Here is a 20,712-nt window from a genome sequence, read left to right as displayed (position 1 = left end):
CATTTAAAACAGAGCCTTTATTAAAAATATATACTTATAAATATAAAGCTAGGAGAAAAAAGATGATAGGAATGAAATTACCAGGAAGTAAAAAGCTTAAATTAACAACATTAATAATATTGTTAGCAATAACATTATTAATATTAGTATTTGAAGGCATTAATAACAACAAGAAAGGTGATGTTATTAACAAAGAAAGTATAGAAAATGCAGAGATTTTAGATGAAAATAATGTGAATTTAGATAAAGAACATGAAGATAGTAAGGAAGAGGGAAAAAGTAAGGTTGAGAATGAAAGAGAACGAGAATTATATAATGAAGCATATAATTTGTTTTTTTCAGGTGAATACAATAAATCTATTGAAAAATCAAATGAAATAATAAGCGAATTTCCAAGCAGTGCAAAAGGATACAATATAAGAGGAATAGCTAAATCTTATAATGAAAGTTTTGAATCTGGTATGAAAGATATAGATAAAGCTTTGGAATTTGAACCGCAATATGGGTATGCAGTTTTTAATAAGGCCTTAACTTATGAACTATATGGAAATCTAGATGAAGCATTATTGTGGTATAATAAAAATTTAGAGATAGAAAATTACATATGGACTTATTATGGGATAGCATCTATATATGGAAGAAGAGGAGATGCCCCAAATACTATAAAATATTTAAGTAAAGCAATAGAAATAGATGAAGTTGTAAAAAAAGAAGCACAGGATGAAGCAGATTTTAATCCAGTAAGAGAATCTAAAGAATTTCAAGACTTAATTAATAATTAGTAAACTCAGTTTGTTCTATATGAGCAGAGTTTTTAGTCTTATGTGTAAATAATATTAATATTGGGAGTTGATAAATTATGTATAACGTATTGGTTGTAGATGATGAAAAGGAAATAAGAGATGCCATTGAAATATATTTAAGAGGAGAAAATTTAAAAGTTTTTAAAGCAGCAGATGGATTAGAGGCATTAGAAATTCTTAATAATGAAAAAATACATGTCATTGTATTAGATGTGATGATGCCTAAACTTGATGGAATAAGAACATGTTTAAAAATTAGGGAAACAGAAAATTTACCTATAATTATGTTATCAGCAAAAGGTGAAGATTCGGATAAAATTCTTGGTTTAAATGTTGGAGCTGATGATTATATAATAAAACCATTTAATCACCTAGAATTAGTTGCTAGAGTAAAGTCTCAATTAAGGAGATATGATAAACCATTAAACATAGAAGATGAAGAACAAGTATTAACGGTGAAAGATTTAGTTATAGATACTGTATCTAAGAGTATTACTGTACGAGGTGAAGAAATTAAAGTGACAGCTACAGAATACAAAATATTGCACTTATTAGCTTCAAATTTAGGCAAAGTGTTTTCTATAAAAGAAATATATGAAAAAGTATGGGATGAACCATTTTATAAGAGTGAAAATACAGTTACTGTTCATATAAGAAGGATAAGAGAGAAAATAGAAATAAACACAAAAGAGCCTGAATATATTAAGGTGGTGTGGGGCATTGGATATAAGATTGAAAAAGAAATTTAAAATTCACTTAAAAAGCTATTTAAAGGGAATATATTTAATAGATATACTATTAATGATATTAATAACAGGAATGTTGTTTTCATCAGTTTTAGAATATAAAGATTTTATGAAGCAAAACAATAATTTAAGCTTAATTAAATCTATATTTAATGAGAAAGAATATGAAACAAAAAAGCTTTATGAAGATAGTAAAGGATTTTCTCAAATAATATATGAAACTACAGATGGATTGTATGATTTATTAACTGGAAGTAATGAAATAAAAGAAAAAATAGGACAGTTAATGAAATATTTTAATAATGATGTAGAGGAATATACTAGTCATTTTAAATTAAAAGATAATGTTTATTTTATAATTAGAAATAAGCATACTAAAGAATTATATACAAATGATCCTTTCTTAGATTCATCTATTAAATACATAAAGGAAAATCAAATAGATGATTTATTAAACAATAGATTTAAGAAGCAAGGTGTAGTAAGCATCAAATTTGATAATGAAAAAGAGTATAATTACTTGGTAAGTAAGGGATTAGTAAACTATTTAGATGATACAATCAAAAATTTTGAAGAAGTTTACTACACATCTACAGATACCTATAAACAAGAATTAATGAATATAAGAAAAGAAATAATTAGTCTGTCTCTTTTATTATTAGTTTATGTATTTTTAATTATAAAAACAGTATTAATAATAGCAAGAAGAGGAAATAAGGAAGAGAAAATAAAATCAAATATATTAAACAGCATAGTGTTTGTTATTAGAAATGGATTTAAATATAAAGAAACAAGTAAGACATTGTTATTATCTCTAGGAATAATAATAATAATATTAATTACGTATCTTTATTTCTTAGCCACTGGTGGATATGAAAATAATATGTTCGTACGATTCTTTCAAACATATCCTTTTAAAGGAACTATTTTAATAATAACAGGACTTATATTAATGGTGATATTTTCTGTCAAAAAGACATTAGATATTGCAATAATAAATGATGGTCTTAAGAAGCTAAATGAAGGAAATTTAGATGAAGATATACCTGTTTTTGGTTCAATAACTATTAAAGAATTAATTAATAATATTAATTTAATAAAAGAAGGATATAAAAATTCTTTGTATGAAAGAGTTAAGGATGAAAAGCTAAAAACAGAATTAATATCAAACGTATCACATGATCTAAAAACTCCATTAACTTCAATAATAAATTATGTAAATATATTAAAAAATAAAGATATAACAGAGAATGAAAGAAAAGATTATTTAGCTATACTTGATTCAAAATCTTTAAAATTAAAATCATTAATTGATGATTTGTTTGAAATGTCAAAAATAAATAGTGGAAAAATAACATTAAATAAAGATAAATTAGATATACTTTCACTGATACATCAAGGCATAGGCGAATATAGTTTTCTTTATGAATATAAGAATATAAACTTTAAGGTTATTAGTAATGAAGAAGATATATTTATGGAGTTGGACGGAAAACTAATTTCTAGAGCATTAGAAAATATAATAATTAATGCTTTAAAATATTCATTAGACAATACTAGAGTTTATATAGAAATTGAAAAGTATGATGAGCGTGTCGAAATTATAGTTAAGAATATAGCAAATTATGAAATGGACTTTGATGAAGAAGAGATATTTGAAAGATTCGCAAGAGCAGATAAATCTAGAAATTCAAGTGTTGAAGGTTCAGGATTAGGTCTTGCAATAACAAAAAGTATAGTTGAACTACATGGTGGTAAAACTAAAATAGAAAGAGAAGGTGATATGTTTAAAATATATATAATATTACCTTTAAATAATAAAAGTTGTTAATAAATAAAATTTATTGATTAAGTGGTTAATTCATAGTAAATTAGAGATTAACCACTTTTTTTATAAATAAATATGATTTTTGGCGTTTTACAATTATCATATTTGGAATTATACTATAAACATTGAAAAACGATATGTTGTATATTAAATTTGATTAATAAATAGATGTACACTATATATAGTAGAGGAGCGGAAATATTGATGTTAAAGAAACTTTGTGATTTAGCAATAGAGGGAATTAAAGATAATGATGGTACGTATACAAAAGAAAAACTATTGAAGGCGTTAGAACATATAATAAGAGATGGTATGGATGTTAATGATATTAGAAAATCTTTAATTCAGGTTTCTTTAGACTTAACAAGTGATATGGAACCTAATTGGCAGTATGCAGCATCAACAATATATATACACGAGCTTTACGATAAAGTAAGAAAAAATAGAAATTTATATGCAAGTAAAAATTTATATGATAATTACTATGAATTTATTACAGAATTAACAGAGAGAAATCTTTATGGGGAGTATATTCTAGAAAATTATTCTAAGGAAGATATCTTAGAATTAGAAAAAGAAATTAAACCAGAAAGAGATTTTATTTTTAACTATAGTGGAATAGATCTTGTGGCTAAAAGATATTTAGTTCAAGATTTTAATAGAAAAGTTATAGAACTTCCACAACAAATGTTTATGGGAATTGCTATGCATCTTGCTATTCCAGAAGTTAAAGAAAAAAGAGTATATTGGGCAAAAAGATTTTACAATGTTTTAAGCGAGCTTAAAGCAACAATGGCAACTCCTACTATGTCAAATGCAAGAAAGCCTTTTTATCAATTAAGTTCTTGTTTTGTTGATACTGTTGATGATAGTTTAGAGGGAATATATAAGTCATTAGATAATTTTGCTAAGGTATCAAAATTTGGCGGTGGAATGGGAATATATATAGGCAAAATAAGATCATTAGGCTCACCTATTAGAGGCTTTAAAGGAGCATCAGGGGGCGTAATTCCGTGGGTAAAATTATTTAATGATACAGCAATTGCAGTAGATCAATTAGGTGTTAGAAATGGATCAGTTGCAATTTGGCTTGATGCTTGGCATAAAGATATACCTGAATTTTTACAAATTAGAACTAATAATGGTGATGATAGAAAAAAAGCACATGATGTATTTCCAGGAGTTTGTTATCCAGATTTATTTTGGAAACTTGCAGAAGAAGATGTAGATAATGATTGGTATATGATGTGTCCACATGAGATAAAAAACGCAAAAGGATATTCTCTTGAAGACTTCTATGGTGAAGAATGGGAAGAAAAATATTTTGAATGTGTTAAAGATGAGAAAATAGAAAAAAGAATCATTAAAATTAAGGATTTAGTAAGATTAATAATTAAAAGTGCAGCAGAAACAGGAGCACCTTTTGCATTCTTTAGAGATAATGCAAATAAGATGAATCCTAATAAGCATGAGGGAATTATATATTCTTCAAATTTATGTACAGAAATTATGCAAAACATGAGTGCTATGAAAGTTACTGGAGATACTATTATTAAGGAAAATGATAAATACAATGTAGTACAAAATATAGAAGCTGGAGATTTTGTTGTATGTAACCTATCATCTCTAGTACTTGGAAATATAGATGTTCTTAATGATGAGGAATTAGAATGTGTTGTGGAAACACAAATAAGAGCTATGGATAATGTCATTGATTTAAATTATTATTCAGTTCCATTTGCTGAAATAACTAATAAAAGATATAGAGGAATTGGACTTGGAACTAGCGGATATCATCATATGCTAGCTAACAATAAAATACATTGGACAGAAGAAAAGCACAGAACATTTGTTGATAAAGTATATGAAAAAATAAATTATTATTCAATAAAGGCTAGTATGAATTTATCTAAAGAAAAAGGAAAATACGAGCTCTTTGAAGGATCAGATTGGGACAATGGAAACTACTTTGAATTAAGAGATTATAATGATGAAAAATGGATTGATTTAAAGCAAGAGGTTAAAGAGTTTGGTATGAGAAATGGGTACTTAATTGCAGTAGCTCCAAATGGCTCAACAGCTACAATTGCAGGAACTTCTGAAGGAATTGATCCTATAATGGCTAGATTTTATTTAGAAGAAAAGAAAGGAAGTATAATTCCTAAGACTGCACCAAACCTATCTGAAGACAATTACTGGTATTATAATACAGCCTATAATTTAGAACAAGGTTGGTGCGTAGAAATGAATGGTGTTAGACAAAGACATATTGATCAAGGTCAATCATTTAACTTATATATAACAACTCAGTATACAATGAGACAAATTATGAATTTATATATAAAAGCATGCAAATGTGGAGTTAAATCTATATATTACGTAAGATCAAAATCACTAGAAGTAACAGAATGTGAAAGTTGTTCAGCGTAATAATTTTCTTAATGTATAGGAAAGTATAGAAATTTTAATTTGCCTTATATTTAATGAAATGGGAGAAAAGAATATGGAAGTAAAGAAAAAACCACTTTTTAATGAATTTGGAGATAGAGATCCTAGATTAAAGAGAGTGATAAATGGAAACACAACTAATTTAAATGATTTTAATAATATGAAATACACTTGGGCATCTGATTGGTATAGACAAGGAATGAATAATTTTTGGATACCAGAGGAAATAAATTTATCACAAGATTTAAAAGATTATAAAAAACTTTTACCAGAGGAAAGAACAGCTTATGATAAGATATTGTCATTTTTAATATTTTTAGATTCTATACAAACAGCTAATTTAAGTAATATAAATAGTTATATTACTGCAAGTGAAATAAATTTATGTTTAACTATTCAAAGCTTCCAAGAAGCTGTTCATTCTCAGAGTTACAGCTATATGCTTGACAGCATATGCTCACCAGAAGAGAGAAATGAAATACTGTATCAATGGAAAGATGATGAAATTTTACTAAAGAGAAACAAGTTTATAGGCGATTTATATAATGAGTTTATAAATAATCCTAGTGAATATAACTTAATAAAAACGTTAATGGCTAATTATATATTGGAGGGTATTTACTTTTATTCAGGATTTATGTTCTTTTATAATTTAGAGAGAAATGGAAAGATGCCTGGTTCAGCTCAAGAAATTAGATACATAAATAGAGATGAAAATACTCATTTATGGTTATTTAGAAATATAATAAAAGAATTACAAAGTGAAAATCCAGAAAGTTTTACAGCTGATTTAAAAAATGAACTTAGAGAAATGATGCGTATAGGTGTTGAGAATGAAATACTATGGGGTCATTACGTAATAGGAGATAAAATTCAAGGAATAAATAAAAAATTAATTGAAGATTATATAAAATATTTAGGAAATAAGAGACTAAAAGAAATAGGCTTAGACGTGCTATTTCAAGGCTATGAAAGCAATCCAGCTACATGGGTTGATGTTGTGGCCAATTCTAATTCTGTAAAAACTGATTTTTTCGAAGCTAAATCGACAGCTTACGCAAAAGTTTCCACTTTAATTGATGATTTATAAGAAATTTTGTGAATTTTTGAAATATTTTTTTAGAAAGTTAGCAATATGCTATTAAATATTTTAAAACTTATGTTATAATAACTAAAGTTAGAATTTTAAATCTAGAAGTTATCCTAAAATAACATAATAGATTAACAATAATAGATTAAGTTATAAAACAACAATTTTAAATATCGAGGAGGAGTTTTAGAGATGAAAAGAGGTATTGCTGCATCTAAGGGATATGCAATAGGAAAAGTGTTTTTAACTGAAAATGAAGAAATAGTTATAACTGACGCGTCAGTTAGTGATATAGTGAGTGAAAAAGAAAAATTACAAAAAGCATTAGATAATTCTAAATCACAATTAGAAGCTATTAAAGATAAAGCTGAAAAAGAAATGGGAGCAGAAAAGGCTGCTGTTTTTGAAGCTCATATTACATTGTTAGATGATCCAGAATTTACTGGAGCAATGATGAGTGAAATAGAAATGAATAGTACTAATGGGTTAAAAGCTATAGAAAATGTTACAAATAGTTTTGTAACTATATTTGAATCTATGGATAATGATTACATGAGAGAAAGAGCTGCAGATATAAAAGATGTATCTAAGAGAATAATATCTAATTTTGCAGGTAAAGGCGGAGATGCTTTTGCAATTAATGAAAACAACACTGTAATCGTTGCTCATGATTTAACTCCATCTGATACTGCTCAATTAGATAGAAGTAAAGTAGTAGGATTTATTACTAATATAGGTGGAAGAACTTCACATGCAGCTATTATGGCTAGAACATTAGAGATACCAGCTGTACTTGGCTTAGGTGATATTACAAGTAGTGTTAAAACTGGAGATATGATTATAGTTGACGGATTAACTGGAGATGTAATTCTAAACCCTTCAGAAGACGTTTTAGTAGAATATAGAGCTAAACAAGAAAAGTTCAAAGCAGAACAAGAAGAATTAAAGAAATTAATAGATGTGAAGACAACAACTAAATCTGGTAGAAGAATAGAAGTTTGTGGAAATATAGGTAAGCCAGAAGATGTACTTAGTGTTGTATCAAATGGTGGAGATGGTGTAGGATTATTCAGAACTGAATTCTTATACATGGACAGAGATAGTGCTCCAACAGAAGATGAACAATTTGAAAGTTATAAATTTGTTCTTGAAAAGATGGAAGGTAAGCAAGTTGTTATAAGAACTCTTGACATTGGTGGAGATAAGACTCTTCCATATTTACCATTACCAGAAGAAATGAATCCATTCTTAGGATATAGAGCAATAAGACTTTGTTTAGATAGAAAAGAAATCTTTAAGGTTCAATTAAGAGCATTATTAAGAGCTTCTATATATGGTAACCTTTGTGTTATGTTCCCTATGATTTCAGGTTTAGAAGAATTCTTACAAGCTAAAGAAGTAGTTGAAGAATGTAAAGCTGAATTAAAAGCAGAAGGAAAAGAATATTCAGAAGTAATTCAATGGGGTATAATGGTTGAAATCCCTGCAGCAGCAGTTTATGCTGATGAATTAGCTAAACATGTTGATTTCTTCTCAATAGGAACAAATGATTTAATTCAATATACATTAGCAGCTGATAGAATGAGCGAAAAAGTTTCATATCTTTATAATCCAATGCATCCAGCAGTACTTAGATTAATAAAAATGACTATAGATGGTGCACATAAACACGGAAAATGGGTTGGAATGTGTGGAGAAATGGCTGGAGATGAAGCAGCTATCCCAACATTAGTTGAATATGGATTAGATGAGTTCTCAATGAGTGCTACATCAATCTTAAATGCTAAGAAAATAATGTTAGAACAAGAATAATATTTTAATATATGAAAGAGATGGAGTTTTACTCCATCTTTTTTGTTATATAGAAAATTATAGGAATTTTTAAACTAATAATATAGTTTATTTAGTGATAAAATAATTAGTATTGAAATTTATAATGGATGGAGGCTTATATATGAATAAAATTTTGGAAATGTTTATATCATTTTTTAAAATTGGAGCTTTTACATTTGGTGGAGGATATGCAATGATTCCATTAATTGAAGAAGAAGTTGTTAATAAAAAGAACTGGCTTACTAAAGAAGAATTTATGGATTTTTTGATTGTATCTCAAAGTCTACCAGGAGCTTTAGCTATTAACTGCTCTGCGTTTATTGGACAAAAAATAGGGGGAATACTTGGGGAGTTAGTAGCTATCCTAGCAGTAACATTACCATCATTTTTTATAATAATTTTAATTGCTACTTTTTTTATGCAGTTTAGAGATAATTATTTTGTAAATTTAGCTTTTAAGGGAATAAATGCAGCTGTTCCTATGCTAGTTTTATTTGGTGTAATAAGTTTATCAAAGGGTGTACAAAAAAATGTAAGAACGTTAATTATGATAATAGTTGCACTCATAGCATTAATGGTATTTAATATTCATCCTGTAATTGTTATTTTAGTATCAGCAATATATGGAATGATATTTTTAAGAGAGCAGGTATAGAGAATGATATTATTAAAATTATTTACAGCATTTTTTAAGATTGGAGCATTCAGTTTTGGTGGAGGATATGCAATGATTCCTTTTATCCAAAAGGAGATAATAACTAATAATTCATGGCTTACAGTAAGTGATTTTATGGATATTATAGGTATATCTCAAATGACACCAGGACCAGTTTCTATTAACTCAGCAACCTTTGTTGGATTTAAAGTATCTGGGATTTGGGGAAGTCTAGCAGCAACTATAGGAATAATAGCAACATCATTTATATTAGTCACTATATGCTCAAAAACATTAGAAAAGTTTAAAGACTCTAATTTAGTAAAAAGTGCATTACTTGGAATGAGGCCAATATTAATAGCACTTATACTTCAAGCATTTTTTGATTTAGCTAAAGAATCTTATATAGATATAAAATCAATAATTGTTACGTTAATAATTGGTGGATTATTGTTATCTCATAAGGTACATCCAATAATATGCGTGCTTATATCAGCACTATTAGGAATTGTATTTTGGAGTTTTTAATTTTTTAGAAAATTATATAAAGTCGAATTTATAAACAACTTAAATTAATATTATATATTTAAGTTGACGATTTTTTATTAATGAATACTATATTATTCTTATGTTATACTTAAGTTAATTGAAAAAAATTCATAAAATTCTAAGCGCATACAATAAAGGGGAATAATATGAAAAAGAAAAAGAAAAAATTTTATGATAAAGCCATGGTGTATTATCAAAATGGAGAAATAGACAAATCGTTAAGAATATGTGAGGAATCATTATCTTATAGTTTGAAAAATCCTTCTATATTAAATTTAAAGGGACTTATATTATATCAACAAGGTAAATTAGATGAAGCTATAACAGTATGGAAAATCAATAAAGATTTTAATAATAATACTATAGCTCAGAATTATATAAAAAGTGCTAATGAAGATAGATTTAGGGTTGATTTATATGAGCTTGGAGAAAAGAAATTAAAAGAATTAAAGATAGAAGAAGCAATAACAATATTTAAAAAGTGTAAAGAAAGTGATTTTAACTGCATAAAGGTAAATACTGCTTTAGCATTATGTTATCAAAAAAAAGGTGAAATAAATAAGTGTATAGATTACATGAATAAAGTTTTGGTTATAGATAAAAACTATAAGATAGCTAATGAAATAAAAAAGCAATTAATAGAATTAAAGGCGTATAAAAAGGAATCTAACAATATTATTATTAAGTTAATTGTGGTTTTAGTTATAATAGTATCTATATGTGGAGCTATCTATGTCTTTAAAAATACCTTTCAAGGTTTTCATAAAAAAAATAGTAATGAATCATTAGAATCACTAAATAAAACAGAAGATAATGCTAGTACTTCAGAAGATGCAGTTACTGAACAAGTAGAAGAAATGCAACCGAAATCAGCAGAAACAGCTATTAATGAAGAAAATAAAAAGGTAGAATTAGACATAAATAAACTAAATGAGCATTTTGAAAATGGTGAAGTCAATAGTATTTATTATGATTTAGAAAATGTAAATGAACAAGATGTTCCAGATGATTACAAAGGTTTATATAGACGATGTATAAATTTAATAAAGACTTCAGGAATAGAAGTATTCTATGGAAAAGGTATGGAAGAGTTTAATACACAAAATTATGAAAAGGCTAACGTAGAATTTAGTAAAGCATATGATTACTGTGATGGCAATTATCTAAAAGAACATATTATATTTTATAAAGCTGTAACATTAGAGCAACTAAATAATTCTGATGAAGCAATAAAATTATATGAATTATATTATGAAGAGTATCCTACTGGTTCATACGCTGATAATGCATTATACAATCTTTCATTAATACTCAACAATACGAATAAAGAGAAAAGTATTTATTATGCCAATAAATTAAGAGAAAACTTCTCTGGATCTATTTATTTTAATGAAACCATTAACCAAATATTAAATAGTTAATTTAGATTATAAGAAAAAATAAATTCAATAATAGGATGTGATAACAATGATATCAGTAATTAAAGATATTAAGGTATATGCTCCAAAATACATAGGTATAAAAGATATTGTAATAGCAGGAGGGAAGATAGAAGGGATCTATGAAAGCTTAGATATATCAAATACTTTTATTAATGTTAATGTGATAGATGGTAAAAATAAAATTATTTTTCCAGGCTTTATAGATAGTCATGTACATCTTATTGGTGGTGGTGGTGAAGGTGGATATAAAACGCGTACACCAGAACTACAATTATCTAATTTAACATCAAGTGGAATAACAACAGTAGTTGGATGTATAGGTACTGATAGTGAATGTAGGAATATAAAATCTTTAATAGCTAAAGTTAAATCTTTAAAAGAAGAGGGGCTTTCATCATATTGTTATACAGGATCTTATGCTATACCAGTAAGAACATTAACTGGTGTCGTTGAAAGAGATATAATGCTAATACAAGAAATAATAGGTGTTGGAGAAATAGCATTATCAGATAATCGAAGCTCAGAGCCTACTTATGAAGAATTTGCAAGATTAGTAGCTCAATCAAGAGTTGGAGGAATATTATCTAGTAAAGCTGGAGTAGTAAATGTACATATAGGCGAAGGAAGAAGAAGACTTGATTATTTATTTAAATTAATTAAAGAGTCAGATATACCATCATCTCAATTATTACCTACTCATATTAATAGAAATACTAATTTATTTATGGAAGGCTTAAAATATGTAAAAGAAGGCGGTATTATAGATTTAACTACCAGCAGTGATGTTAACTTTTTAGAAAAAGGTGAACTTACAGCTTCAGAAGGATTAAACAAATACATTGAAGCAGGATTACCAATAGAGAATATAACATTTTCTTCTGATGGTAATGGAAGTATGCCTAAATTCGACGAAAATAAAAAGATAGTAGGGCTTGGAATTTGTTCTGTTGAGTCATTGTACTTGCAAGTTAAAGAAGTCATAAAGAAATATGGGATTCCTATTGAAACAGCTATAAAAGTTATAACTTCTAATGTAGCAGATATATTAAAATTATATAATAAAGGAAGAATAGAAAAGGGAAAAGATGCTGATTTAGTAATAGTTGATGAAAACTCTTTAGATATAGATATAGTTTTATGCAACGGAATAAAGATGGTTCAAGATGGAAAATGCATAGTAAGAGGTACATTTGAATAAAATATTATTATGAGTTTTAGAAATATTATTTAAGGTATAGATAAAAGTAAATCTAAAAATAATGACCAATCTTATTAAATTAGATTGGTCATTATTTTTATTAAGATTTAACTTTAAAAAAAGTATGATGCCCTATTGTTTTCATATCTTGTTTTTGTGTTTGATGCATCCATGCGCAGGTTGCCGTGCTAGGATTATAAAAGAATAAAGCTTCATTTGTAGGGTCATATCCTCTTATAGCATCATAAACCGCATTGTAACATGCTTGATTTGGAGTAGCTTTAATATCTCCATTTTTAACACATGAAAATGCATTTTTCTGAAAAATTACTTCTTTTATTGAATTTGGAAAGCTGGGATTTATGACACGATTTAAAACAACTGATGCTACAGCTACTTTTCCATCATAAGGTTCACCGATACTTTCTGCATAAACTAATTTAGCCATTAATTCAATATCATTTTCCGTTATATAGAGTTTTTGAGTATCATAACTAAAAACTTCTATTGTAGACTCGTCAATATTTTCATTTGTATTATTTTCATTTAGTTCTGCATTGCATTGAGTTGCAAGGTTTATATTATTTAAATAAGTTTCATTATTTTCCTTTTTAGAAATAAGATTAGTATGAAAGTTGTTACCTAATACTTGGGCATAAGCAACACTGTTATTAATAACGGAAAGATATAGCACTAAACTAATTATGAAAAGGCTATATATTTTTTTCATTAAAAATCCTCCTCTGGTATATTTCAAACCAATAATATTATTGCCCAAAAAGAGCCTTATATACATAAATTAATATTTATATGATAATATGGTTTTTTGTAAATTATCAAAACAACTTAAAAAGTAGTCATATTTATCAAAAGTATCAGTATATAATTCATCAATATTATCTAAAATTAATTTAGATTTATCGTGTAATTTCATTTCATTTTTAATGCTTTTTTCTAGAGAATTAATATAAGAATCATAAGATGAAATAATTTCTTCTAAAGCTTCATAGCATTCTTTACCATCAACAGGAATAGAAATTGATATAGAAGCATCTTTTATTTCATTAAAATCTGAACGTTTTTCATTAAGATCACAAATTAATATAGATAAATCTCTATTATCTTCTCTTATTTTTTCTAGAGCAGGTTTGACATCATTTTTTAGCTGAGAAAATTTATCTAGTAAGTCATTAATTTGTATAAAAAAATCTCTTTTTTGCTCACTTATAATATCATTTTCTCTAATTGATTTATAAGATTCATTTAAAAATTTATTTAAGCTTATAAAAAATGTCTTTAAGTTTTTGGGAGTAGAAATTTTAATCTTAGATTCAGATAATTTATCAGTTTCTTTAATAAAAGCTTCTTCGTTTTTTACTAGGTCTTGATATAATGATTGAAAGTTATCATTATTTTTATTATTTATTATAGAAATAATAGAGTTATATAAATTAATATTTAGTTTTAAATAATTTGAAAGATTGTTTTTTAATTCATTAGAATTAGATTTTTTTAAAGTTAAATTAGTTAGGGTGTTATCTAATGCATTTAGTAGATTTAAATTTTCATCTAAAATTTGTTTTGTATTTTTAAAATCAAGTTTAGCATCGTTTTCATCGAATTTTAATGATGAATTTATATTTACTATTGTCTTAGAAATTTTATTTATTTTATTTAGTTCAGTATTTTTAAAAAATAACGTTAATAATATAAGTATTAATATAAATAAACCAAATAATAAACTTATGATTTTTAATGATTTTTTATCTATTGAAAAGTTTATCATAATCAGAGTCCCCCTTATCAAGTAATAATATATTTTTAGTTACTTAATATTACTTATATTATGTTAATTAGAAAATTATTATAAAAATAATGAATTTTTAATAAAATAGTAATTCTCTCTATATATAATAATTAATGTTTTGATGTATAATTTTATATATATACAAAAGGTGGAGGTGATAGTGTTGCAAGATTTTATATCACTAATAATAAAAAGTTTAAGTAATATGTCTTTATGGTCAATACTAGATATATTGGTAGTTTCCTATATATTTTATAAAGGATATATGCTAATAAAAGAAACAAGAGCGGAACAATTATTAAAGGGTATAGCATTAATTATAGTGTTAATACCAATAAGTTATTTATTAAAATTAGATATGTTATATTTTATATTAAATAAGACACTTACAATTGGGGTATTATCTGTAATTATAATTTTTCAACCAGAAATTAGAAGAGGACTAGAGCATATAGGTAGATCAGCTTTTGAAGATGTACACTATGCAAATGATAAGGAAAGCATAAATATTGCTATAAATGAAATAGTTAATGCTGTACAAAATTTATCAGAAACTAAAACAGGAGCACTAATAGTAATGGAACAAAAAACAGGTCTTGCAGAGATAGTTTCATCAGGCACAATATTAGATGCAAATGTAAGTTCAAATCTTTTAGAAAATATTTTTGTAGTGAATACACCGCTACATGATGGAGCAACAATAATTAGAAATAATAAAATATTAGCTTCAGGTTGTGTTCTTCCTTTGACTAATAATAATAATATTAATAAAAAGTTAGGTACTAGGCATAGAGCAGGATTAGGACTTTCAGAAGTTTCTGATGCGTTAATAATCATTGTATCTGAAGAAACTGGAGTGGTTTCATTAGCTATAAATGGTAAATTAAGTAGAGGGTATGATAGAGAAAGATTAAGAAATATATTATCAAATATAATTGAAAATAGAAATAAAAATAAAAAGAATGTAAAGGATGCTAAAGAGAGGGTGAGATCATGGGTAAGGGGAATAAAAATAAATCATTAATAGCGAAGCTTATTTGTTTACTTTTATCTTTTGGTCTATGGCTGTATATATCAAATGTAGAGAACCCAGTAAGAACCTATGAATTAAAGGGCGTACCAGTAGAACTTATAAATAAAGAAAGCATTTCAAAGTCTAATTTAGCTATAGTAGGAGAGGAAAGTTTTACAGTTGATTTAACTTTAGAGGGAGCCACAAGTGAAATAACAAAAGCCAAAAAAGATTCCTTTAAATTAACAGCGGATATGAGTTCATATGCGTTAAAAAATGGAGAAAATATAATCCCTATTCAAATAGTAAGTTATCCTCAAAATATAAATATAAAAAACAATGGATTTTTAGGGATAAAGATAAAACTAGAGACACTAATAACAAAAGATGTTTCATTGAAATCTCAAGTTAATATCACTTATAAAGAAAATATTTATAAAAAAGATTTAACTGTATCTCCACAAAAAGCAACTATATCTGGTCCGGAAAGTCAAGTGAATAAAGTTGATAGAGGTATTCTTGTAGGAAGTATAGAAAATTTAGAAAAAGATATTAATAAAAAATTCCCTATTAAATTTATAACCAAAGATAATAAAGAAGTTAAAGGTATTACTTCTAATGCCAATGAAGCTGAATTAAATATAAAGATTAATAATGGGAAAACAGTACCTATAAATATAAAAACTATAGGAAATTCAAATGAGGGTATATCTATAGAAAGTATGGTTGTAGAACCTAAATCAGTTCATATTATAGGTGAAGATAAAATATTAAATAGTATAAATTCAATAGATACACAAGAAATTAATATAAGTAACATTACTGCTGATGCTGAAGTAAATACAAATTTAAATTTACCAGAAGGGGTTACTATACAAGAGAATAGCCAAAATGTTAAAGTGAAATTTGCGGTTAAAAAAGCACAAGAGGTAACAAAGAACATTTCATGTGCAGTTGAATATACTAACTTAAATCCTAATTTAATTATTGATTCTTCAAAATCCACTGCTAATGTAAGTATCTCAGGATTGGAATCAGTTATAAATAGTATAACGGAGACAGAACTTAAGGCTACGGTAGATTTATCAAATATAAGTGAGGCAGGTACCTATACTTATAAACCTTCTGTTAATAGTGCTAATAATAGGACTGATTTTAATATATTATCAGTAGATGATGTTCAAATAGTTTTAAAAAATAAACAATGAAAATAGCCACAACTTATTTAATTGTGGCTATTTTTTATGTTATAATCGGTTAAACTTGTAAGTGAGATGTGTTTTAATAAAACATAAATTATTGAAAACAAAATAGGAGAAAATATATATGAGTATAAGAATAAATAATTTAACTTTAGGTATAGATGATAGTAAAGAAGTATTAGAAAAAAAAGTATGTAAAAAATTAAAAATATCTAATCAAGATATAAAAAAATTAACAATAATAAAAGAGAGTTTAGATGCAAGAAAGAAGAATGAAATAAAGTTTAATTATTGTGTGGATATAAAGTGCGATAATGAAAAGAAAATAGTATCTAAAATAAAAGATAATGATGTAAAGCTTAAAGAAGATGACAAAGGCTTACAAATTGAAAAAGGTGATGCTAAGCTAAGTCATAGACCAGTTGTAGTAGGATTTGGTCCAGCTGGAATGTTTGCAGCATTAACTTTAGCTAAGAATGGATATAAACCAATTGTATTTGAGAGAGGAGAAGATGTTGATAGTAGAACAAATGCAGTTCAAAACTTTTGGGAAACTGGAAAGTTGAACATTGAATCAAATGTTCAATTTGGTGAAGGTGGAGCAGGGGCATTTTCTGATGGAAAATTAACAACAAGAATAAAAGACCCTAAATGTGCTTATATATTAGATGAACTTGTAAATGCTGGAGCACCAGAAGAAATTAAGTATTTAGGTAAGCCACATGTTGGAACAGATATTTTAAAAGGTGTTGTAAAAAATATAAGAGAGCAAATCAAGGAACTTGGTGGAGAAATTCATTTTAATTCTAAATTAGAAGATATAAAATATGAAAATAATAAATTAAAAAGTATAACTGTTAATGGAAAGGAACTAGATTGTGAAGCTTTAGTTTTAGCCATTGGACATAGCCCAAGAGATACATATGAAATGCTATATAAAAGAGGAGTTTCTATGGAAGCTAAGCCTTTTGCAATAGGGGTTAGAATAGAGCATCCTCAAGAATTAATAAATGTTAGTCAATATGGAGAATACCATAATCATCCAAGATTAGGTTCAGCAGAATATAGATTAACTTACCAAAGTGACAAACTAAAAAGGGGTGTATATTCATTCTGTATGTGCCCAGGGGGAACTGTTGTTGCATCTGCATCAGAAGAAGGAAGACTTGTATCCAATGGGATGAGTTATCATGCTAGAAACTTAGCCAATGCTAATTCAGCATTAGTTGTAACGGTATCTACAGATGATTTTGAAGGAGATTCACCTTTAAGAGGAATGGAATTTCAAAGACGTTATGAAAGTTTAGCATTTAAATTAGGAGGTGGAAATTATAAAGCACCAATACAATTACTAGGAGATTTTATGAATGACAGACCTAGTACAAAACTTGGAAGTGTTATTCCAAGTTATTCACCTGGATATGAATTTAAAGAATTAAAAGATTGTTTACCTAGTTATGTTGTAGAAGGAATAAAAGAAGGTATACAAAATTTTTCAAAAAAAATAGAAGGATACGGAATGGAAGATGCAGTTTTAACAGGAATAGAAACTAGAACATCAGCTCCAGTTAGAATTCATAGAAGCAAAACACTTGAAAGCATAACGGTGCAAGGCCTTTATCCAGTGGGAGAAGGAGCCGGATTTGCAGGAGGAATAGTTTCATCAGCAGTTGATGGAGTTAAAGTAGCGGAAATGATAATAAATCAATTTACTTGTTAAATTTGTTGATTTAATTAAATAGTCTCAATATTCTAAAAAAGGGCAATATTAAGTTATTATTTGTTACAATAAAGATAATAAATAAAAATATATTTTAATTAAAAAAGCAAGAAGAAAAATTAAAGTTAAATATAGACAGAATAATTATTATTAGAATAAGAGGTGCATGTATAATGAGTAAAAACTTTGATGATTTATTATCTAAATTAAAGGCAACTAAAAAGAAAAAGTTATCAGTAGCAGTAGCACAAGATGAACCAGTTTTAGAAGCTGTAATGGCAGCTAAAGAAAAAGGAATAGCAGATGCAATACTAGTTGGGGATCAAGAAAAAATAAGAACAATAGCAGAAAAAATAAAAATGGACTTAACTCAATTTGAAATAATTCATGAACCAGATATTAAAAAAGCAGCATTATTTGCTGTTCAATTAGTATCAAGTGGAAGAGCAGATATGGTTATGAAAGGTTTAGTAGACACAGCAACTTTCCTAAGAAGTGTTCTTAACAAGGAAATTGGTCTTAGAACAGGTAAAGTTATGTCTCACGTAGCAGTTTTTGAAGTTGAAGATATTGATAGATTAATATTCTTAACAGATGCTGCATTTAATACTTACCCTGATTTAAAAGCTAAAATTCAAATTGTAAATAATTCTGTAACAGTAGCTCATGCTTGTGGAATAGAAGTTCCAAAGGTAGCACCTGTATGTGCAGTTGAAGTTGTTAACCCAGATATGCCAGCAACAATAGATGCATCATTGTTAACTACTATGAATAACAGAGGACAAATAAAAGGTTGTATAATAGACGGACCTCTAGCATTAGATAATGCTTTATCAGAAGAAGCTGCTCATCATAAAGGTATTACAGGACCAGTAGCAGGAAAAGCAGATATCATATTATTACCTAATATAGAAACAGGTAATGTAATGTATAAATGTTTAACTTATACATCAAAGAGTAAGAGTGGTGGTCTATTAGTTGGAACATCAGCACCAGTTATCTTAACTTCAAGAGCTGATAAATTTGAAACAAAGGTAAATTCTATAGCTTTAGCAGCATTAGTTGCTGAAAACGCTAAATAAGATTATTTTGGGGGTATTATTTAATGTCATATAAATTATTAATTATTAATCCAGGATCAACTTCTACAAAAATAGGAGTTTACGAAAATGAAAAAGAATTATTTGAAGAAACATTAAGACATACTAATGAAGAAATAAAGAGATATGAAACTATATATGATCAATTTCAATTTAGAAAAGATGTAATATTAAATATTCTTAAGGAAAAGAATTTCGATATAACTACTTTAAGTGCAATAGTTGGAAGAGGCGGAATGCTTAAACCAGTAGAAGGCGGAACTTACGCTGTTAATGATGCAATGATAGAAGATTTAAAAGTAGGAGTACAAGGTCCTCATGCTTCAAATCTTGGAGGAATAATAGCAAAATCAATTGGTGACGAATTAAATATACCATCATTTATAGTAGATCCAGTAGTTACTGATGAATTAGATGAAGTAGCAAGATTATCAGGAGTTCCAGAACTTCCAAGAAAGAGTAAATTCCATGCTTTAAATCAAAAAGCAGTAGCTAAAAGATATGGTAAAGATAGCGGAAAAGGATACGAAAACTTAAACTTAATAGTTGTTCACATGGGTGGTGGAGTTTCTGTTGGAGCTCACAAACAAGGAAAAGTAGTTGACGTTAACAATGCTTTAGATGGTGATGGTCCATTTTCACCAGAAAGAGCAGGAACAGTACCAGTAGGCGATTTAATTAAAATGTGCTTTAGCGGACAATATACTGAATCTGAAGTATATACTAAGATAGTTGGAAAAGGTGGATTTGTTGGATACTTAAACACTAATGACGTTAAGGGTGTTATAGACAACATGGAAGCTGGAGATAAAGAATGTGAAAAGATATATAAAGCATTCCTTTATCAAATAACAAAAACTATTGGAGAAATGGCAGCTGCATTAAATGGAAAAGTTGATCAAATATTATTAACAGGTGGAATTGCATATTCACCAACACTTGTTCCAGATTTAAAGTCAAATGTAGAATGGATAGCTCCAGTAACTGTATATCCAGGAGAAGATGAATTATTAGCATTAGCTCAAGGTGCTATAAGAGTACTTGACGGAGAAGAAAAAGCTAAGATTTACTAGAATATATGCCAAGAGGTCATATCAAAAGAAATTTTGATATGACCTCTTTTATATATATGAATGCCGTGTTATCTATTGCATGTATATTTGAAATATACTATTAAATCCAGTACATATTATAATTTTAGATTTGACTCTGTTTTAAATGCGTGTTGATATATGCAATAGGTAAAGTGGCATTGTAATTGGACTTTGAGAATCCTTAA

At 27.2% G+C, this 20,712-nt stretch carries 17 protein-coding genes; 15 read left to right on the top strand and 2 right to left on the bottom strand.

Annotated elements, in window-relative coordinates:
* The first annotated feature begins 62 nt into the window (after positions 1–62).
* From NG918_RS05315 to iadA, 10 genes are all read left to right on the top strand, one after another.
* Positions 63–782, top strand: a complete 720-nt coding sequence (locus tag NG918_RS05315; RefSeq protein ID WP_252225164.1) for a tetratricopeptide repeat protein — start codon at positions 63–65, stop codon at positions 780–782.
* A 77-nt stretch (positions 783–859) separates the two neighbouring features.
* Entirely contained in the window at positions 860–1,552 is a 693-nt protein-coding gene (locus NG918_RS05310) for a response regulator transcription factor (RefSeq protein ID WP_252215068.1), read from the top strand.
* Positions 1,524–3,380 carry a sensor histidine kinase gene (locus NG918_RS05305; protein WP_252225143.1) on the top strand — a complete coding sequence of 619 codons (1,857 nt, stop codon included), beginning with the start codon at positions 1,524–1,526 and terminating at the stop codon, positions 3,378–3,380. The genes NG918_RS05310 and NG918_RS05305 overlap by 29 nt, the downstream gene beginning before the upstream one ends.
* Before the next feature lie 201 nt (positions 3,381–3,581).
* Positions 3,582–5,807, top strand: coding sequence for a ribonucleoside-diphosphate reductase subunit alpha (locus NG918_RS05300; RefSeq protein ID WP_252225140.1), 2,226 nt, complete (start codon positions 3,582–3,584; stop codon positions 5,805–5,807).
* Positions 5,808–5,880: 73 nt separating this feature from the next.
* The gene (locus NG918_RS05295) at positions 5,881–6,915 is read left to right on the top strand and encodes a ribonucleotide-diphosphate reductase subunit beta (RefSeq protein WP_252225137.1); all 1,035 of its coding nucleotides are present in this window, start codon (positions 5,881–5,883) and stop codon (positions 6,913–6,915) included.
* A 192-nt stretch (positions 6,916–7,107) separates the two neighbouring features.
* On the top strand, positions 7,108–8,727 hold the full coding sequence (gene ptsP / locus NG918_RS05290; protein WP_252215081.1) for a phosphoenolpyruvate--protein phosphotransferase: 1,620 nt from the start codon (positions 7,108–7,110) through the stop codon (positions 8,725–8,727).
* A 142-nt stretch (positions 8,728–8,869) separates the two neighbouring features.
* The gene (locus NG918_RS05285; RefSeq protein WP_252225134.1) at positions 8,870–9,403 is read left to right on the top strand and encodes a chromate transporter; all 534 of its coding nucleotides are present in this window, start codon (positions 8,870–8,872) and stop codon (positions 9,401–9,403) included.
* 3 nt (positions 9,404–9,406) lie between these two features.
* A complete protein-coding gene (locus NG918_RS05280) occupies positions 9,407–9,931 on the top strand; it encodes a chromate transporter (protein ID WP_252215087.1) in 525 nt (174 codons plus the stop codon).
* Positions 9,932–10,098: 167 nt separating this feature from the next.
* Positions 10,099–11,373, top strand: a complete 1,275-nt coding sequence (locus NG918_RS05275) for a tetratricopeptide repeat protein (RefSeq protein WP_252225130.1) — start codon at positions 10,099–10,101, stop codon at positions 11,371–11,373.
* 46 nt (positions 11,374–11,419) lie between these two features.
* Positions 11,420–12,592, top strand: a complete 1,173-nt coding sequence (gene iadA / locus NG918_RS05270) for a beta-aspartyl-peptidase (RefSeq protein WP_252225127.1) — start codon at positions 11,420–11,422, stop codon at positions 12,590–12,592.
* Between the two features lie 100 nt (positions 12,593–12,692).
* Here iadA and NG918_RS05265 read toward each other — a convergent pair whose 3' ends face one another.
* Both NG918_RS05265 and NG918_RS05260 read right to left on the bottom strand, forming a co-directional pair.
* Positions 12,693–13,322: a cell wall hydrolase gene (locus NG918_RS05265; protein WP_252225123.1), complete on the bottom strand. Its 630-nt coding sequence runs from the start codon at positions 13,320–13,322 to the stop codon at positions 12,693–12,695.
* 69 nt (positions 13,323–13,391) lie between these two features.
* On the bottom strand, positions 13,392–14,378 hold the full coding sequence (locus NG918_RS05260; RefSeq protein WP_252215097.1) for a hypothetical protein: 987 nt from the start codon (positions 14,376–14,378) through the stop codon (positions 13,392–13,394).
* Positions 14,379–14,562: 184 nt separating this feature from the next.
* On the opposite strand from NG918_RS05260, the gene cdaA reads away from it, so the two are divergent.
* The 5 genes from cdaA (at position 14,563) to buk (ending at position 20,506) form a co-directional block, all read left to right on the top strand.
* Complete coding sequence (gene cdaA, locus NG918_RS05255) at positions 14,563–15,423, top strand: diadenylate cyclase CdaA (protein WP_252215099.1); 861 nt, start codon at positions 14,563–14,565, stop codon at positions 15,421–15,423.
* The gene (locus NG918_RS05250; protein ID WP_252215101.1) at positions 15,393–16,619 is read left to right on the top strand and encodes a CdaR family protein; all 1,227 of its coding nucleotides are present in this window, start codon (positions 15,393–15,395) and stop codon (positions 16,617–16,619) included. Before cdaA ends, NG918_RS05250 begins: the two co-directional genes overlap by 31 nt.
* A gap of 118 nt (positions 16,620–16,737) precedes the next feature.
* On the top strand, positions 16,738–18,333 hold the full coding sequence (locus NG918_RS05245) for an NAD(P)/FAD-dependent oxidoreductase (RefSeq protein ID WP_252225116.1): 1,596 nt from the start codon (positions 16,738–16,740) through the stop codon (positions 18,331–18,333).
* 173 nt (positions 18,334–18,506) lie between these two features.
* On the top strand, positions 18,507–19,415 hold the full coding sequence (gene ptb, locus NG918_RS05240) for a phosphate butyryltransferase (protein WP_252225111.1): 909 nt from the start codon (positions 18,507–18,509) through the stop codon (positions 19,413–19,415).
* Between the two features lie 23 nt (positions 19,416–19,438).
* The gene (gene buk / locus NG918_RS05235; RefSeq protein WP_252225108.1) at positions 19,439–20,506 is read left to right on the top strand and encodes a butyrate kinase; all 1,068 of its coding nucleotides are present in this window, start codon (positions 19,439–19,441) and stop codon (positions 20,504–20,506) included.
* The last annotated feature ends 206 nt before the right edge of the window (positions 20,507–20,712 follow it).

Source organism: Clostridium sp. ZBS2 (assembly GCF_023845855.1).
Classification (GTDB): domain Bacteria; phylum Bacillota; class Clostridia; order Clostridiales; family Clostridiaceae; genus Clostridium; species Clostridium aquiflavi.
The sequence above is the reverse complement of the archived record's forward strand: the minus strand, read 5'-3'. Positions and strand labels throughout refer to the sequence as shown.

Bases quoted from the DNA above. Each gene is read 5' to 3' on its own strand.
- NG918_RS05245 (WP_252225116.1), top strand. From the start codon at position 16,738: ATGAGTATAAGAATAAATAATTTAACTTTAGGTATAGATGATAGTAAA.
- iadA (WP_252225127.1), top strand. From the start codon at position 11,420: ATGATATCAGTAATTAAAGATATTAAGGTATATGCTCCAAAATACATA.
- NG918_RS05250 (WP_252215101.1), top strand. From the start codon at position 15,393: ATGGGTAAGGGGAATAAAAATAAATCATTAATAGCGAAGCTTATTTGT.
- NG918_RS05275 (WP_252225130.1), top strand. From the start codon at position 10,099: ATGAAAAAGAAAAAGAAAAAATTTTATGATAAAGCCATGGTGTATTAT.
- NG918_RS05295 (WP_252225137.1), top strand. From the start codon at position 5,881: ATGGAAGTAAAGAAAAAACCACTTTTTAATGAATTTGGAGATAGAGAT.
- NG918_RS05315 (WP_252225164.1), top strand. From the start codon at position 63: ATGATAGGAATGAAATTACCAGGAAGTAAAAAGCTTAAATTAACAACA.
- NG918_RS05285 (WP_252225134.1), top strand. From the start codon at position 8,870: ATGAATAAAATTTTGGAAATGTTTATATCATTTTTTAAAATTGGAGCT.
- NG918_RS05260 (WP_252215097.1), bottom strand. From the start codon at position 14,378: ATGATAAACTTTTCAATAGATAAAAAATCATTAAAAATCATAAGTTTA.
- ptb (WP_252225111.1), top strand. From the start codon at position 18,507: ATGAGTAAAAACTTTGATGATTTATTATCTAAATTAAAGGCAACTAAA.
- NG918_RS05280 (WP_252215087.1), top strand. From the start codon at position 9,407: ATGATATTATTAAAATTATTTACAGCATTTTTTAAGATTGGAGCATTC.
- ptsP (WP_252215081.1), top strand. From the start codon at position 7,108: ATGAAAAGAGGTATTGCTGCATCTAAGGGATATGCAATAGGAAAAGTG.
- NG918_RS05265 (WP_252225123.1), bottom strand. From the start codon at position 13,322: ATGAAAAAAATATATAGCCTTTTCATAATTAGTTTAGTGCTATATCTT.
- buk (WP_252225108.1), top strand. From the start codon at position 19,439: ATGTCATATAAATTATTAATTATTAATCCAGGATCAACTTCTACAAAA.
- NG918_RS05300 (WP_252225140.1), top strand. From the start codon at position 3,582: ATGTTAAAGAAACTTTGTGATTTAGCAATAGAGGGAATTAAAGATAAT.
- NG918_RS05310 (WP_252215068.1), top strand. From the start codon at position 860: ATGTATAACGTATTGGTTGTAGATGATGAAAAGGAAATAAGAGATGCC.